Genomic DNA, 13,876 nt, shown 5'->3' with positions numbered 1-13,876 from the left:
TCGGCCCGACCGGCACGAAGTTGCTGCCTCTGACGGTCAAGAACGCGGGCTCGACGCCGACGTCGAGCGGTCACTCTCACTGACGTGAGCGGGGCACTCGATCGGGTGATGGAGGCGCTGGCGGGGGCTAGCGAGGACGAGGTGACGACTGCACTGTCCGCGGTCGGCGTCTCGACGCCTCGCCCGTCGGCGCCGCCAGTGCCCCTCCGGACGCCGCTGCCGGGCCCTGAGGCTTCGCTGCACATCGTTTCCGAGGTGGAGCGAGTCTGAGGACCGGATCGGCTTCTGCGTGACATGTACGACCCTGCGAGCTCCCCTTGCTGACAGGGAAGGGGAGCTCGTTGCTGTTCGCCGGGGAGCGAATCCGCGGACCGACGGCTTGACTCGTCAGCTCAGGCCGAACCAGTTGCGTGCGTAGCACGCAGGAACATGTCGGCCCCGAATCCCTCCCAGTCAACGGTCATGGTCTTCGCCGAGAGCCCGTACACCCGTCCAACAGTTCGGTCGGTGTTGCCGTCATCGCATTTGAGCCTGATGACGTTCAGCCCGTCTTCCTTGGCCACCTTGCCTTGACAGCGGTGAGACCCGATCAGTTCGACCCGCGGGCCATCGATGTGGAGTATGACTATGCCTTCGGCGTCCGAGCTCATGGATGCGCGAGAGGAACCCCAGCTATCGGTGAGCGCGGCATCAGCCTTGCCGCTGTCCTTCCGAGGCTTGGGCGTGCTGGCCTCGCTGCTGGAGCTCGATGTCGGCCTCGGGGAGGACGTCACTTCCTTGGGCTTGGTACCACTACACGCGGACAAGACGACGATTGCCGCCAAGGTCGCCCCGGAAATCTTCTGTACTCGCTTGATCACGTCACCCCTCCGAAGGGCCAGCATCGGGACCGGTTCTGGGACGACCCCGCTGGTCAGCGCGCTGAGGCTACAACATGCCGTCTTCGCGTCGAGCACCCGCCGGGTACCGCCCAAGGGCCGGGGGCTTGCTCAGTCGGCGCCCGGAGTTGCTGCCTCTGGCGGTCACAAGCGCTCCGACCCAATGGACTCGAACACTGAGGTGAGGCGCCTCGTGAAGGCTCTGAAGGACGGCGGCCAGGCAGAAACAGCTGCCGTCCTCAAGGCTCTCGGCACGTAGATCAGGTCGCAGGAGTGTCTGTGGGGAGACGCCGAGAACTCCCCTGCCAGAGCTCACAGTCGGTGGCCGCCTGTACAGTGAGTGCACCTTTGGGACGCATGCTGGGGGGCGGCATTGGAACTCAGGCGGCGCACGATCCGAGACCTTGCAGAGATGATCTGTGGCAACGGTGCGGTGGATTCTGAGAACTATTTTGAATACCGCAGCAGCATGTACCTCACCGAGTTCTTTCAGGACGTTGAGACGGACTACCAGCACGATGGCTCAACACGAGCCATCTGGGTGTATGAGTCTCTGACTGAAATTCTCAAAGAACCGAGATCTGGAGCCAATTCGCTGCCTGATGTATTCTCTAGGGTCATTGCTCGCTTGATGGATCGTGCGGATGCGCGGAACGAAGGCCCATCAAGGGTGAAGGCGCTTGCAGTGTTGAATGCATCTTTGGCGCGCGATGGTTACCAGGCGTTCTACGGCGAGGACGGACAATGTCATCTGCGGCACGTCGCAACCAACACCGTATCGACGCAAAAGATTAACCCGCACCGTCCACTGAGCCCGGAAGAACGTAAGCGGCGCATGCAGTTGGTTCTCTTCCTTGGTACAGCGTCGGAAGATGAGATCATCGAGCAGGTTCTGCTGCCACTATTTCGGCAGCTTGGATATCAACGGATTACCGCAGCCGGGCACCGAGACAAGGCGCTAGAGTACGGCAAAGACATCTGGATGAAGTATGTTCTGCCTACGCAGCATGTGCTGTACTTCGGGATCCAGGTGAAGAAAGACAAGCTCGATGCCGCCGGATACCCCAAGAAGGGGAACACTAACGTTGCAGAGATTCTGAACCAGACGCTCATGATGCTTGATCACCCGATTTTTGATCCGGAACTCAACAAGCGAGTTCTGGTGGATCACGCTTACATCGTTGCTGGTGGGGAGATCACGAAGCAGGCCCGAGCCTGGATTGGCGAACACCTGGATGCCTCTCGGCGCCGCCAGCTCATCTTCATGGACCGGGATGACATTTTGGACCTCTTCGTTGTCACGAACCTGCCGATCCCGGGAAACGAGGGCACTGCGCCGGCTGGGGAAGCTGCATCGAATTGGTCGCCTGACCCTCCGTTCTAGTACCTGCCGCGTCCGTAGATGGACACGGTTATACAAATAGGCCCGACGAACGAGGAACTTCTGCCTCTTACGGTTAAGAACGCGGGATTGAGAGGGCCTCGTCACGTGACGCCTGACGCGCGGAGCTATCCGCCAGCGGATCTCACGGAATCGCCGGGTAATTCGTGGTGCATGTCTCCCGAGCTAGGCAAGCCATACTGCGTCTAGCGGGATTGGCGAGCTGAGCCATGGTAAGCCGCTCATCTACTTAGGGAAGAAGTCTGACGAACTTCTTGGCTAGCAGCAAACTGCCATCAAATTGCCGTGGGTACCCCGCTCTTGCGGTAAAGAACTTCACCCTCTATCGGTCGTCAGCCAGCAGAAGGCTGGCCTCTTGGCGAACTGTTCGCGAAGGGTGATCTTCCGCAAGTGTTCCGATCACGCGCTTTGCCGACGGCGCGACATTCTCACTTTGCCTCATCTGACGCATAACCAGAAGCGGCACGAGTGTCCCCTCTTCAGCCATGAGCTCGATCAATCGCCTCTGTGCGGATTGCTTGAAGTCTGATGTCGACGAGAAGAACAAGGCAAGTGCTCTAGCCGCGTGTGCCCTAACCCTCGGCTCAGAGTCGTGGCTAAGCTGCATAGCCTGAGCAAGCAACCATGGGGTGGCTACAGAAGACGCAAGCACGGCTACGGTACGAGATGCCTCTTCACGGGCTTCGGGATCCCTGCTCCCCGACAACTGTGCAATCAAAGAGAAGGCTTCAGGCTCTGCAATGATGCCGTGACCGGCAAGGAAACGCAGTGCCGATGGGTACGGAGTTATTGACCCTTCCTCAAAGTCGGATGGGCTTTCGAGCAGAACTTGTCGTTCTCGCCGGAATGTCGCTTCCACCTCAGGGGGAAGTTCTACCGATTTAAACGCCAGGCGATCGAAGGCCGTACTCTTGTCGGATCGCTGCAAGCGCGGATCAGTAAGGAAAAGACACAGGTCACTCCACATATCCCGCGCGTTAGCAAAGATAATCAACGCGGCAGCCACATCTGCTGCATCAAGAGACCGGAAACTCCACACCCCTTGCGCGGCCTGCTGCCGGATTTGTGCCAGTGACGCGCTCACGATGGTGATTGACGCCGAAATTTCCGCGTCGCTCATCATGATGCCAGAAATAGCGGAATTAACTCTATTGGCGACGGAATCTAGGTCTTCAAGGGGATTCTCATCCGGGACTACCTCCTGGCGCACTAGCGCTTCATATACATTTCGAGTGGCAAGCATATGTGAAGGGTTCGACTCAAAGAATGCCCGCCACCGCGAGTGTGTCTCCGAGGAGACGTTCTCCAAGTCAAGGTTTCGCAGAGCGCGGCCGACAGCTTTGTCCCATAGTTCGTCACCCTGCCGACTAGCCAGGGCAGCCTGGAGCAGCAGTTCAAAGACCAACTCGTTTTCCCCAGCAGTGTTCGCCAAGTGAGCGGCGGCTAGCCAAGCCGGTTCAAGCCTTACCACGTCAAGTTGCCGAGAACCGGGAGGGGTGTGCGCACCGCCGGCATCGATGACTCGACGCACTTCTTCCAAAGCCTTGTGCGCTTCAGCCTGAGTCATGAGGTCAGCAGCCCCACGGAGCATGCGCAACTCGGCAGCTCGCATCATCCGAGGTTCGGAGCGATTTCGGATGATCTGCCCAGCATCCTTTTTCAAGGCTGCCAAAGGGCCAGTAGCGCGAACTCGCTCAATCGCGAGGTCAATTTCTGACTTAGCGCCTGAATGCCTCAATAGGCGCAGAGCGTCTGCAACCTCATTCGTATCTGCCCGTGCAGTGTTCATGGCTTGCACGAGCTTCATGAGGGCACTTTCCTCACGCAATCCGTAAACGGATGAATCGCCCAGAAGCTCAAAGTGTAGAGCGGCATAGAAGAGTGTGGCCGCCCCTCGACCACCAATTGTCTTGGTCTGGCTACGAAACATTTGCTTGAATGAGTCTTCGACGAACTTCGCGTACTCGGTTGCCCTCAAGCGATGAATCTCAAGGGCCGGGTTAGACCTAGCCGTGCGTACCACCTCTTGCCAGGTGGGGAAATCGGCCGGGAGCTGCTCCCGACCATCAAGTAGATGGGGAATAGGCGCGAGACTCCACGTCGCCTGACGCAAGGCAACGATGATGCTCTGAATCGTCTCGGACGGGCCAGCGGGTGCTCCTGGGCTCATCGGAAAGCTCGGGAAAGTGCGGTCGGCAAGATCAGCTAGTAGCTCCAGCGCTTCTGCGGATTGAGAACTGTGTTCCCTGCCCGAGTCACGAAGGCGAAGGCTCTGCTGCTGCAAGATAGCGACCCGCAGTAGTTTTGATTCAGGTGCGTCATCAGTTGTTGTATTTAGAAGCTGTTTCAGAATTCTGTCGCAGGTCTTGTAGTCGTCCAGTTCTGCAGCAGCACAGCAGGCAAGAAGACCGAGTGCACAAATTCGAGCCTGGTCGCCCGATTCGCCCGAGAGCACCTCTCCCACGAGTCCATCTAGCCCAGCCCGAAGGCCAACTGTTGTTAGGCTCATCTCGGCATTGAGCACACCTCGATCGAAGCCAGAATTATCCTCATCTTGGACCGCGTAGCGAGAACGGTAGGGATTCCCGGACACGAGTGCAGCCAGCTGGGCATAGGGTTTCGTATCGTAGTCCGGGTCGCTGAAGTTTGGGTGAGGGGCGATGTAGAGCGGACGCATTACGGCGACAATCCACGCCAGGTTCATAGCAGTTTCCTCTCCGGAATCTCATAGGGGTCTGGCGCGAGGTCGAGTACACGGTCGATTCGAGAACCGCTCTGCATAAGAGAATTGCGCTGAATAGCGGCTCGGATCCACTTTGTAATTACTGTATAGACGCCAGCGTCATTAGTGGCCCCTGTGACGTAGAAACCTCTTTCCAGATCTCCAGGCAGCCACTGCGTGATCAAATCGCTGGCACTTTTCCAAGACTCTCCAACCGTGCAAATTCCTACGAAGAGTCCACCCTTTCTCCCGATGTATTCAGCATAGACCCTTAGGATGGGGGCTTGTGCTGGAGAATTTTCCTGAAAAACAACTTCTGCCGGTCGGACGGTAATGAGAATATCAACGGGTCCGTCGGGATGTGATTGTTTGTCTTCGACGGAAATGGAGTCTGTGCTCAACTCCTTACGGACTTCGTTGTAAATCTCTTCCCAGTCAGTTCCGTGAACACCTGCTCGCAATTCTGAAACGATTACGGTAGATGACGATCGGCCGGCCTGTGCCAACCTAGTGCGTGCGTACGCACGCAGTGTGGTCACATCTTTGATGATCCGGTGCAACCATCGAACCTGCGGATAGTCTTCCCTGTTTGGCTTCACGACAGACGTGTGAGAACCCTCAAGCGGAAGGCATTGACTGCTGGGAATGCCGACTTCGGCACTGAACCTGCTGACAAAAAGGTCGTCTGAGGCGACGCAAGCGTAATGAGGAAGGAAGAATCTCGATAGGTCCGCCGCTGGTGACGCGCGTCCCTCGATGTGGCTGGAGAAGTGCTCTTCAGCATCTGTTACGTGATCCGAGAACCTCTTCAGCCATCTAGTCTCTCGAAATGCGCGAAAATCTGCCCATCCGGATCCTGCTCGTGGCGAAGCGAACAGGATTACGGCAGCGAGGGAGGTGACAGGGCTCTTGTTCAGGCCGTGGAACAATTTCTGAATTGCAGATTCGGCAATGATGCCACCCAGGCTGTGGGCTGCGATATAGATAGACTCATATTTATATTCATCTGAGAGATCCTGGAGTGCCGATTTGAGGCGCGAAATCGGCGCACTCAGATTTGCGCCGCCACGCTTCCAGGAGCGCAGGCCGCTGCGGTAATCGAATATCGCAACATCTACAGGTGATCCATGAATGCCTTCAAACATCATTTGCGGCATTTCTTGCCAGGTGGCGTACCCGCCACCTCCGAGGCCATGGACGAACACGATGACCTCGCGCGAGGTTCCTGTAGCCCGTGTGTGCAGGTTTACGCCCGAGGAGTCAAACTTCTGCTCGCGATACGTTGGTTGAGATAGACGGTTGATCAACAGGCCCCCTGCAGACTCAGTCGGCAGGCACGCTACAGCCTTCTGGGCTCGTCCACCACGATGGACACAGCAGGTAGGCCTGACAGGTAGTCAGATGCTGTCCAGGCGTCGTGGAGTGACCAACGCTGTTGGGCCGGTGCGCACCGGGTTCGTCGACGTGCATGTGTCATCGATGTCTCAGCGGACTATGGGCCGACTAGGTCCTGCGGACGGCAGCAAGGAAGCAGGGGGTACATCACCAAGACCAGTGAGGTCGCTCACCGGACGTCCGCACGTGTCAGCCCTGAACCACGCTCATATGCCCGCACCTTCATTGCCCAGGCTTGGGCGGCGCGCTTGGACGGGCTATGAGCGGCTTGACAGCCGTTCCATTGAAGCCCACTTCGTCTTGATGGCTCTGGGCTGGGTACGGTCGGAGTCGGTACTGGTGCACTTGGGGTGGTCACCCAAAGTCGTGTGCCAACTGATCGCGCGCTACTAGGGGAGCTGGTGCGGGCATGGCGGGCGATGGTGCTCGGTCTGAAGAGGGGTTCACCTCGGCGGGGGCGACGCGGGTGATGATTGCCGCGTGCCGGGCTGCTGGGCTCAACGACAGAGGCGCGGAGTTGATTCGCCTCGGAGAGAACGCGTTGTTCCGGCTGGCGTCCGTACCGGTGATCGTGCGGGTGGCCCGCGGGGAAGAGTGGTTGCCGAAATCGCGCAACGAGGTGGCTGTGGCGCGGTGGCTGGCAGCGGAAGGGTTTCCCGCTGCGCGGGTCGTTGAGGACCTGGAGCAGCCGCTCGTGGTCGGCGGGCACCCTGTGACGTTCTGGCACCTGATCGAGGAGGCGGATCGCAAGGCGACGTACGGGGAGCTGGGCGCGATCCTGCGGGACCTGCACTCCTTGACGCTGCCGGCTGGCTTGGAGCTACCCCCGTTCGATCCTTTTGCTAAGCAGGAGTTGAGGATCGATCGGGCCGTGATTCCTGGGGATGACCGGGCCTTCCTGCGGAAACGGTGGCGAGAGCTGCGGGACAAGTTCGAAGAGCTGCGGTTCGAGACGCCCAAGGGGCCCGTGCACGGTGACGCTCACGTGCAGAACCTCATCGTGGACGAACAAGGGCAAGTGCTCTTGATCGACTTCGAGGTTTTCTCCTTCGATCATCCTGAGTGGGACCTGATGGTTACCGCCGTCGAGCACCACAGTCTTGGGTGGCAGACCGGCGAGCAGTACGCCGACTTCGTGCGGGCCTACGGGCGGGATCTGTACGAGTGGCATGGGTACGAGACGCTGCGCGGGTTGCAGGAGTTCGGCATGACGACGTGGCTGATGCAGAACGTGCAGGAGGACGAGCGGACGGCGGCCGAGTATCGCAGGCGTATCGCTGGGCTGCGTAATGACGACGGGCCTCGGGACTGGCGTCCCTCGTAGCTGCTACTCGTCGTCGTCCAAGCGGGCGAGGGCGTCGTGAACCTGGTCGTTGAAGGCTGCCACGACTGGGTTCGCCACGTAGATGCTGACTTCGGTTTGGAATTCGGTTACGTAGCGCTGGAAGCGGGAGGACTGGAGGGTGTCCCCGCCGTCCACGGCCAGACTGGCTGTCGTGACGGCGGCTTCCAGTTCGCCGTTCAGCAGGTGGCTTTGGGCGAGCACCATGCGGCAGAACCCCAGGGTGCGGGCGTACTTCGGGTCGGTTTTATCGACCGCGCGTTGCGCTGCCTCGACGGATTCGCGGCGCATCTTGAGGTCGCGGAAGCAGTGGCAGAGTTCGCCCATGAGTTCCGCGGAGTCGAAGTAGTCGAGCCACGCGGGGTCGTCGGCGGTGTCGGCGTGCTCGAAGTGGCGTTCCGCTTCGTTCATCGCCCGGCCGGCGCCGATCGGGTCTCCTCCGTTGGCCAGGGCGCGGGCTTCCATGGCTGAGTAGTTCGCCATGGCCCGCGGCGTGGCCCTGCCCTTGGCGCCTTCGACTGCGGCGCGCGCGAGCTGGATAGCCTGGGCGTGGTTGCCCAGGTAGTTCGCCTGGTGGCTGAGGTTGCCGAGGATGCGGGCGCCGAACATGCGGTCGTCGATGACCTGTGACAGGCGCAGTGTCGACGTCAGGTAGCGGTGGGCGAGACGCTGGTTTCCGGTGTCGTACGCGGTCCACGCGAGCAGTTGCGATACCTCGGCAGCGGCGCCGAATAGCGCGGTGCCGACCTTTTCGCTGTAGTTGGCCTCCAGGAGCGGTAAGACTTCCTGGCGGAAGTAGTGGCGGAGGGCCTTGTGGCCGTGGCCTCCGCCGTACTTGAAGTCGAGCTGCATGAACATGCTGGCCGCGTCTCGGATGGCCCGCACGTCGCGCATGCCGATGCGTTGGTGGGCGGGCCTGTCGGCCTCGACGCCGTCGGGGCGCGCGATCATCCATGACAGGACCGCCGAGTTGAGATCGGTGTCCCCGACCGCCAGGTGGTCGGGGGTGACGGCTTCGACCCGCTCGTCGGCGAGTCCGTCAAGCATGGACAGCACGTCGGACACGGTGCCCGGGTAGCCGATCGGCTGCGGTGTCGCCTGTTCGATCCGGGCGAAGAATCCGAGATCGGCGGGCGTGATGCGGCGATTCAGCTTGGAACTGAGAACGTCCGCCATGATGGCCGCCGTCGGGGGCTGGATGCCCGCGCCGTCTCGCCAACGCTGCACGGCGACGTGTGTCGTCCCGAGACTCGTTCCGTGCCGGGCTGCGGCGTCCTGCATCCGCTTGGCAAGTCCCTTGTTGGAGACATTCGCTTCGGTCATGACCGCGATCAACTGTGCGTTTGGCTCTCGGCTCATGCTCCCCTGCCAACCCGAGAATGACAGCGAGCATTCATCGTGGCACAGGGCTCTGACATTGGGGGGTTCATCGGTGAACCCCCTTTGCATTTGCCGGTGTTCACGTGAACCCCCGGGTGAACGCTCCCGGTTCTGTGAGCCGCGCCGTTCACTGTTCTGCACGGAGCGACGGGCTACAGGGCCCGTCGGCAGGTGGCAGGGGACGCAATGGATGCCCGGCAGAGCAAACGGAGAGCGAACACCCCGCGTGCGGTCCCGCTGCGTGACGCGGTGCAGGATCCATCGGCGGGTCACTTCCGGGCACTGACGCTTTTCGACGAGACCGCCAGCACCGCGTACGCCGCCCGCAACATGGTGGGCGCCTGTCTCCAAGACTGGGGGCTCGACCACATGGTCGACGACGCCCGACTCGTCGTCTCCGAGCTGGTCGGCAACGTCGTGCACCACGCGGTGCCAGACGACTGCCTGACACAGCCCGGTGCCGCGCGGCGAATCGACGTGCTGGTGAAGGCGTGGCCCGGATGGCTGTTCATCGGCGTCGCCGACGAAGACTCCACCCCGCCCGATCTCCCGGCCCGAGAGTTCGTCTCGCCCGAGCTGGTGGGCGACTTCTCCGAGGCGTTGCTGCCCGACCAAGGACGGGGGCTGCTGATCATTCAGCGACTGGCCGACGCGGTGTGGTGGTCGCCAAAGGGTCTTGGAGGCAAGACCGTGTGGGTCCGGTTCGACCTCGACAGCGCTACGTAGAGATCTCCGGGCCGCACGCCTGCCCACTCTCACGCGATCGGGAGTAAGCGGCGGTCCGGACGCCGGCCGGAGTCTGACCCGCTTCGGCCGTACGGGGCGCGGCTCCTCGGATCATCCCGGGAGCTCCCCTCCCGAGCTGAGGGGCCGCGCTTCACAACCTCATACCGAGACCGGACCACCCCCGCGCCGGCAAGCAACTGGGGTGGTCCGGGAGGGGACGCGGCGGTCCCCGGTGCCTGATGGTACCGGGGCCGTTGCGCTGTGTTCTGCCCTGGGCCAAAGGAAGTTGACGAACCATTACCTAGATCAGGGCAGAGGTGGGCAAGGTGACTGGCTCGGGCGAGGATCGGTTGGGCGACGGTCTCGACATCGAGGGCGCGGACTGCGGTCTGTGGGTGCCCGGAGTTGACTACATCGCGGGATGGCGTGCGGCGCGGGATGCTGCGGACCGGCTCAACCGGGCACTGCTCGGGGCAGGGTTCGAGCTGTCGCAGGTGAGGGCCGTCGCCTCGACGGATGAGAGCGGGCGGGGCGTGGTGCGGGTGGCAGGCCGGCTCGATTCGGTGGACCGGCTCTCCGGGTTCATCGAGGGGATCTCGGGCGGCGACGGCGGTGCGGCGTGAGGTGTCCTCTGGCTGGTGAGTCGCGCGCGTGGGCACGTCGTCGGTCGCTGAGACTTTGGACGGTAGCTGCCATGGGGCGAGTGAACAGGGGGCCTTACGCTCGCCAGCGGATCGGGCAGTCCTTGGAGCTGCCCGCAATAGCCCGATCGGCCCCCTGTTCTTCGAGGCTCGCCCCATGGGAGCTGTCTAAAGTCTCGGTGGCCGGCGACCCCCAGCCCCGTGGGCCCCGGCCGACAACGGTGGGTCGATGCCTCGACTCCTTGGGCGTGCTGTGGTGCGGGCAGTCGGGCGACCGGACGGGACCGGCGGCCACGCCGCACGCCCGGCCGGGGCGGCCGGGCTGCCCGGCGCGCCGTAGGCGCGCCCTTGAGGAAGTGAAGGCTGTTTCGACCGATCGCCATCGGCTCCTGGCCGCTGGCGCGCCGCGCGGGCTAGTTGTCGGCGTCGATCCGGTAGGTGAGTTCGGTGCGGGCTGCTCCGATGCGGAGCTCTTCGAGGACCAGGGCCTGGTCGTCGGTGCCGCAGGTGACGCGGGAGACGTGCAGGACCGGGGTCGCGTCCGGCAGGCGCAGCGTGGTGCGCTCGTCAGGCAGCGGCATGCGGGCCCTTACCGACTCCGACCACCACAGCTCGTGTCCCGCCGCCGTCAGCATGCTGTAGATCGCGGCGGGGGCGGCGTCCGGCCTCTTGCCGAGATCGGATACGGCTTCGACGGTGGCGAAGGGGATCAAGGTCCGGAGCATCGCTCGCGCTCCGGTGTCCGGGTCGGCGAGCAGCTGGTCACAACCGAACAGGGCCTCTTCTGTCTGGAGTCCCAGCAGCTGGGCCGTGGCTTCGGTGGTGTGCGTGCGGTAGGTGTGCGGTTCCTCGGCCTGCTGCCACACGGCTACGCCGTACAGCCTGAAATGCCCGGCGGGCGTCTTGCCGATGTGGCGGGGGATCGCGGTGACGGGGCCGCTGGCGGAGCGTACGAAGCTGCCCTTTCCGTGGCGGACGTCGATGAGCCCTTCCGCGCGCAGAGCCGCGACGGCGTTGCGGACGGTCGGGCGCGAGACCTTGTAGCGCTCCATGAGCTGGGCCTCGGAGGGGAGCGGGCCGCCGGGTTCGTACTCGCCGGCCAGGATCGCTTCGCGGATCGCGGCGGCGACCTGCTGGTAGAGGGCTCCGGGGCGCTGGATCTCTGTCATCTCGGCATCTCCGGGTGAGGTCGTAGGCACGTCGCACGCGCGACATCACTCGTCAGCATAAGTAGTTGCACCCTCGCCGTACAGAGCCGCATAGTCATAACTCGTAAGGACAAGTGACGTCTGAATATGTCGGGCGTCTGATTGGCCAAGGAGGCCATGCAATGCAGTCCATTCCCGTGGACACGGCACGACTGGGCGTACTGCGGTGCGCCATCGCTCCCGAAGCGAAGATCAGCAACTTCGAGACCCAGGAGGTGAAGAGGGACCGGGACGGCAACCCGGTCTGGACCGTCGCCGTCACCGTGCGGCAGGACGGACGACGGATCTCCGTCATCGAGATCGCCGTCAGCGGGCAGCCCAAGGGCATCGACGAAGGACAGATCGTCAAGGTCACCGGACTGACCGCGTTCATGTGGTCGATGGGGGACCGGCACGGCGTCAGTTTCCGGGCCGACGCGATCACCCCCGTTCCCGGCAATTCCGCGGCACATGCGAAGGGCGGTGACGCGTGATGGGGCCGATCCTGCTCGCCCTCGCGCTAGCCGTTCTGGCCTGGTTGCTCGTCGTCGGTGAGATGGTGCGCCGGCGCCGCCCGGCCTGGCACTGGTACTTGATCGGCTACCCGGCCACCACGTGCCGGGTGCTGCTGACCTGGCGCAAGGTCGCTCTGCTCAACGACCTCGCCGTCTCCCACCGTCCGTCGCGCGGGCTTCTCGGGGACCTGGTCGTCAAGGGCGATCCGCTGCGGCCGCTCACTCCGCGGCGCTCCTTCCCCAGGGCGAATCGCCTCGGCCTGACCGTGGCCGTGCGTCTGCATGCGGGCCAGACTCCCGCGACGTACATGAAGGCGGCGGACGCGCTGGTGCACGCCTGGAAGGTCCACGCGGTCCGGGTCACCTCACCGGAACGGGGCCTAGTGCTGCTGACCGCGACGGCCAGCGATCCGTTGGAGCGGCCCGGCTTGGCCACGGCTCCTGTCGAACTCCTCTCAGCGCTCATCGGCGTCCTGGAGAGCGGCGGAGCCTGGGTGATGAACCTGCGCCTGGTGCCGCACTGGTTGATCATCGGCGCCACCCGGTCGGGCAAGTCCACCCTGCTGGCCCGGCTGATCACCCAACTCGCCACTCAGCGGGTCGCCCTGGTCGGCATCGACTGCAAGGGCGGCATGGAACTCGGCCTGTTCGCCGGGCGGTTGAGCGCACTGGCCACTTGCCGACGTGAGGCCGTTGCGGTGCTCTCGGCCCTGGTGGTCGACATGCAGGACCGGATGAGCGCGTGCCGGACGGCTGGAGCCCGCTCGATCTGGGAGCTCCCGGAGAACCTGCGGCCCATACCCGTGGTGGTGATCGTCGACGAGATCGCGGAGCTGTACCTCTCCGACGGCACCCGCGACGGCAAGGCCGAGGCGGAACAGTGCTCCACGCTCCTGCTCCGCCTCGCACAGCTCGGGGCCGCGCTCGGCATCCACCTGGTCGTCGCCGGCCAACGCGTCGGCTCCGACCTCGGCCCTGGCGTCACCGCGCTACGCGCTCAGCTCGGCGGCCGTATCTGCCACCGCGTCAACGACCCCGGCACAGCCGAAATGGCGCTGGGGGACCTGAACAAGGACGCCGTGGCCGTCGCCCAGTCGATCAGCGCACAGGAACGGGGCGTGGCGGTGTGCACCGGACCCGATGGCGGCTGGAGCCGCGCCCGGTCCCACCTCACCCCCACCGATGAGGCCGTGTCCATCACGCGCAAGTACGCCGCTATGACCCCCGACGTGCCCAGCCTCGGCGGAGCGCTCGCGGTCCTGGAAGGAGACGACAAGTGATCGGTGCCGGTACGGCTGTGTCCCTCGTGTTGCTCTTCGGGGTCATCACCTTCCTCCTCGTCCGTTCCCGCGACGTACGGATCTGGGAAGCGGCCTGCATCGCCCTCTTCGGCATGTACCTCGGCCAGACCCCCGTCAGCCTCACCATCAACGGCTTCATGACCTGGATCCTCACCGGCTTCGCCCACTTCTGATCAGGAAGGACGCACGGCTATGCCTATGCCTCGCGTGAGGTGCCCGCACTGCAAGGGCGACGGAGCCCGCAAGACCTGGACCGGACGGACACGGCGCTGCCGCGTCTGCCGGGGCACCGGAACCATCCGCTGACCCAGCCAACCTCAGCCCAACCACACAAGGGAGCGATCCCCGTGACCGACAGCGCGCCACCAACCACCACCCGTGCCGCCT

General features: G+C 63.1%; 12 protein-coding genes. 7 read left to right on the top strand and 5 right to left on the bottom strand.

The genetic code is table 11. The annotated features are described in order from the left end of the window. Positions 1 to 392 precede the first annotated feature (392 nt). Entirely contained in the window at positions 393 to 860 is a 468-nt protein-coding gene (locus tag ACWEBX_RS23625) for a hypothetical protein (RefSeq protein ID WP_451886799.1), read from the bottom strand. A 430-nt stretch (positions 861 to 1,290) separates the two neighbouring features. On the opposite strand from ACWEBX_RS23625, the gene ACWEBX_RS23620 reads away from it, so the two are divergent. Beyond that, entirely contained in the window at positions 1,291 to 2,262 is a 972-nt protein-coding gene (locus ACWEBX_RS23620) for a hypothetical protein (RefSeq protein ID WP_451886798.1), read from the top strand. 340 nt (positions 2,263 to 2,602) lie between these two features. Here the strand turns inward: ACWEBX_RS23620 and ACWEBX_RS23615 are convergent, their stop codons facing one another. Together ACWEBX_RS23615 and ACWEBX_RS23610 are read right to left on the bottom strand one after the other, a co-directional pair. After that, positions 2,603 to 4,984 (bottom strand): hypothetical protein, encoded by a 2,382-nt coding sequence (locus ACWEBX_RS23615; protein WP_451886797.1) that lies wholly within the window; start codon positions 4,982 to 4,984, stop codon positions 2,603 to 2,605. After that, positions 4,981 to 6,309 carry an esterase/lipase family protein gene (locus ACWEBX_RS23610; RefSeq protein ID WP_451886796.1) on the bottom strand — a complete coding sequence of 443 codons (1,329 nt, stop codon included), beginning with the start codon at positions 6,307 to 6,309 and terminating at the stop codon, positions 4,981 to 4,983. Before ACWEBX_RS23610 ends, ACWEBX_RS23615 begins: the two co-directional genes overlap by 4 nt. Before the next feature lie 497 nt (positions 6,310 to 6,806). Here ACWEBX_RS23610 and ACWEBX_RS23605 point away from each other — a divergent pair, with 497 nt between their 5' ends. Beyond that, complete coding sequence (locus ACWEBX_RS23605) at positions 6,807 to 7,721, top strand: phosphotransferase enzyme family protein (protein WP_451886795.1); 915 nt, start codon at positions 6,807 to 6,809, stop codon at positions 7,719 to 7,721. Positions 7,722 to 7,724: 3 nt separating this feature from the next. On the opposite strand, the gene ACWEBX_RS23600 is transcribed toward ACWEBX_RS23605, so the two are convergent. Beyond that, complete coding sequence (locus ACWEBX_RS23600; RefSeq protein WP_451886794.1) at positions 7,725 to 9,098, bottom strand: sporulation protein; 1,374 nt, start codon at positions 9,096 to 9,098, stop codon at positions 7,725 to 7,727. Between the two features lie 207 nt (positions 9,099 to 9,305). On the opposite strand from ACWEBX_RS23600, the gene ACWEBX_RS23595 reads away from it, so the two are divergent. Continuing rightward, entirely contained in the window at positions 9,306 to 9,845 is a 540-nt protein-coding gene (locus tag ACWEBX_RS23595) for an ATP-binding protein (protein ID WP_451886793.1), read from the top strand. Between the two features lie 326 nt (positions 9,846 to 10,171). Next, a complete protein-coding gene (locus tag ACWEBX_RS23590) occupies positions 10,172 to 10,468 on the top strand; it encodes a hypothetical protein (protein WP_451886792.1) in 297 nt (98 codons plus the stop codon). A gap of 431 nt (positions 10,469 to 10,899) precedes the next feature. Here the strand turns inward: ACWEBX_RS23590 and ACWEBX_RS23585 are convergent, their stop codons facing one another. Beyond that, on the bottom strand, positions 10,900 to 11,655 hold the full coding sequence (locus tag ACWEBX_RS23585) for a GntR family transcriptional regulator (protein ID WP_451886791.1): 756 nt from the start codon (positions 11,653 to 11,655) through the stop codon (positions 10,900 to 10,902). Between the two features lie 161 nt (positions 11,656 to 11,816). On the opposite strand from ACWEBX_RS23585, the gene ACWEBX_RS23580 reads away from it, so the two are divergent. The 3 genes from ACWEBX_RS23580 to ACWEBX_RS23570 are packed head-to-tail and all read left to right on the top strand — an operon-like array spanning position 11,817 to position 13,662. After that, positions 11,817 to 12,167, top strand: coding sequence for an SCO3933 family regulatory protein (locus tag ACWEBX_RS23580; RefSeq protein WP_451886790.1), 351 nt, complete (start codon positions 11,817 to 11,819; stop codon positions 12,165 to 12,167). Continuing rightward, complete coding sequence (locus ACWEBX_RS23575) at positions 12,167 to 13,468, top strand: FtsK/SpoIIIE domain-containing protein (protein ID WP_451886812.1); 1,302 nt, start codon at positions 12,167 to 12,169, stop codon at positions 13,466 to 13,468. Before ACWEBX_RS23580 ends, ACWEBX_RS23575 begins: the two co-directional genes overlap by 1 nt. Next, complete coding sequence (locus ACWEBX_RS23570) at positions 13,465 to 13,662, top strand: hypothetical protein (RefSeq protein ID WP_451886789.1); 198 nt, start codon at positions 13,465 to 13,467, stop codon at positions 13,660 to 13,662. The genes ACWEBX_RS23575 and ACWEBX_RS23570 overlap by 4 nt, the downstream gene beginning before the upstream one ends. The last annotated feature ends 214 nt before the right edge of the window (positions 13,663 to 13,876 follow it).

Source organism: Streptomyces sp. NPDC005070 (assembly GCF_053600395.1).
The sequence above is the reverse complement of the archived record's forward strand: the minus strand, read 5'-3'. Positions and strand labels throughout refer to the sequence as shown.

Excerpts from the sequence above, each read along its gene's own strand:
- ACWEBX_RS23580 (WP_451886790.1), top strand. The coding sequence starts at position 11,817 with ATGCAGTCCATTCCCGTGGACACGGCACGACTGGGCGTACTGCGGTGC.
- ACWEBX_RS23605 (WP_451886795.1), top strand. The coding sequence starts at position 6,807 with ATGGCGGGCGATGGTGCTCGGTCTGAAGAGGGGTTCACCTCGGCGGGG.
- ACWEBX_RS23600 (WP_451886794.1), bottom strand. The coding sequence starts at position 9,098 with ATGAGCCGAGAGCCAAACGCACAGTTGATCGCGGTCATGACCGAAGCG.
- ACWEBX_RS23620 (WP_451886798.1), top strand. The coding sequence starts at position 1,291 with ATGATCTGTGGCAACGGTGCGGTGGATTCTGAGAACTATTTTGAATAC.
- ACWEBX_RS23615 (WP_451886797.1), bottom strand. The coding sequence starts at position 4,984 with ATGAACCTGGCGTGGATTGTCGCCGTAATGCGTCCGCTCTACATCGCC.
- ACWEBX_RS23595 (WP_451886793.1), top strand. The coding sequence starts at position 9,306 with ATGGATGCCCGGCAGAGCAAACGGAGAGCGAACACCCCGCGTGCGGTC.
- ACWEBX_RS23575 (WP_451886812.1), top strand. The coding sequence starts at position 12,167 with ATGGGGCCGATCCTGCTCGCCCTCGCGCTAGCCGTTCTGGCCTGGTTG.
- ACWEBX_RS23585 (WP_451886791.1), bottom strand. The coding sequence starts at position 11,655 with ATGACAGAGATCCAGCGCCCCGGAGCCCTCTACCAGCAGGTCGCCGCC.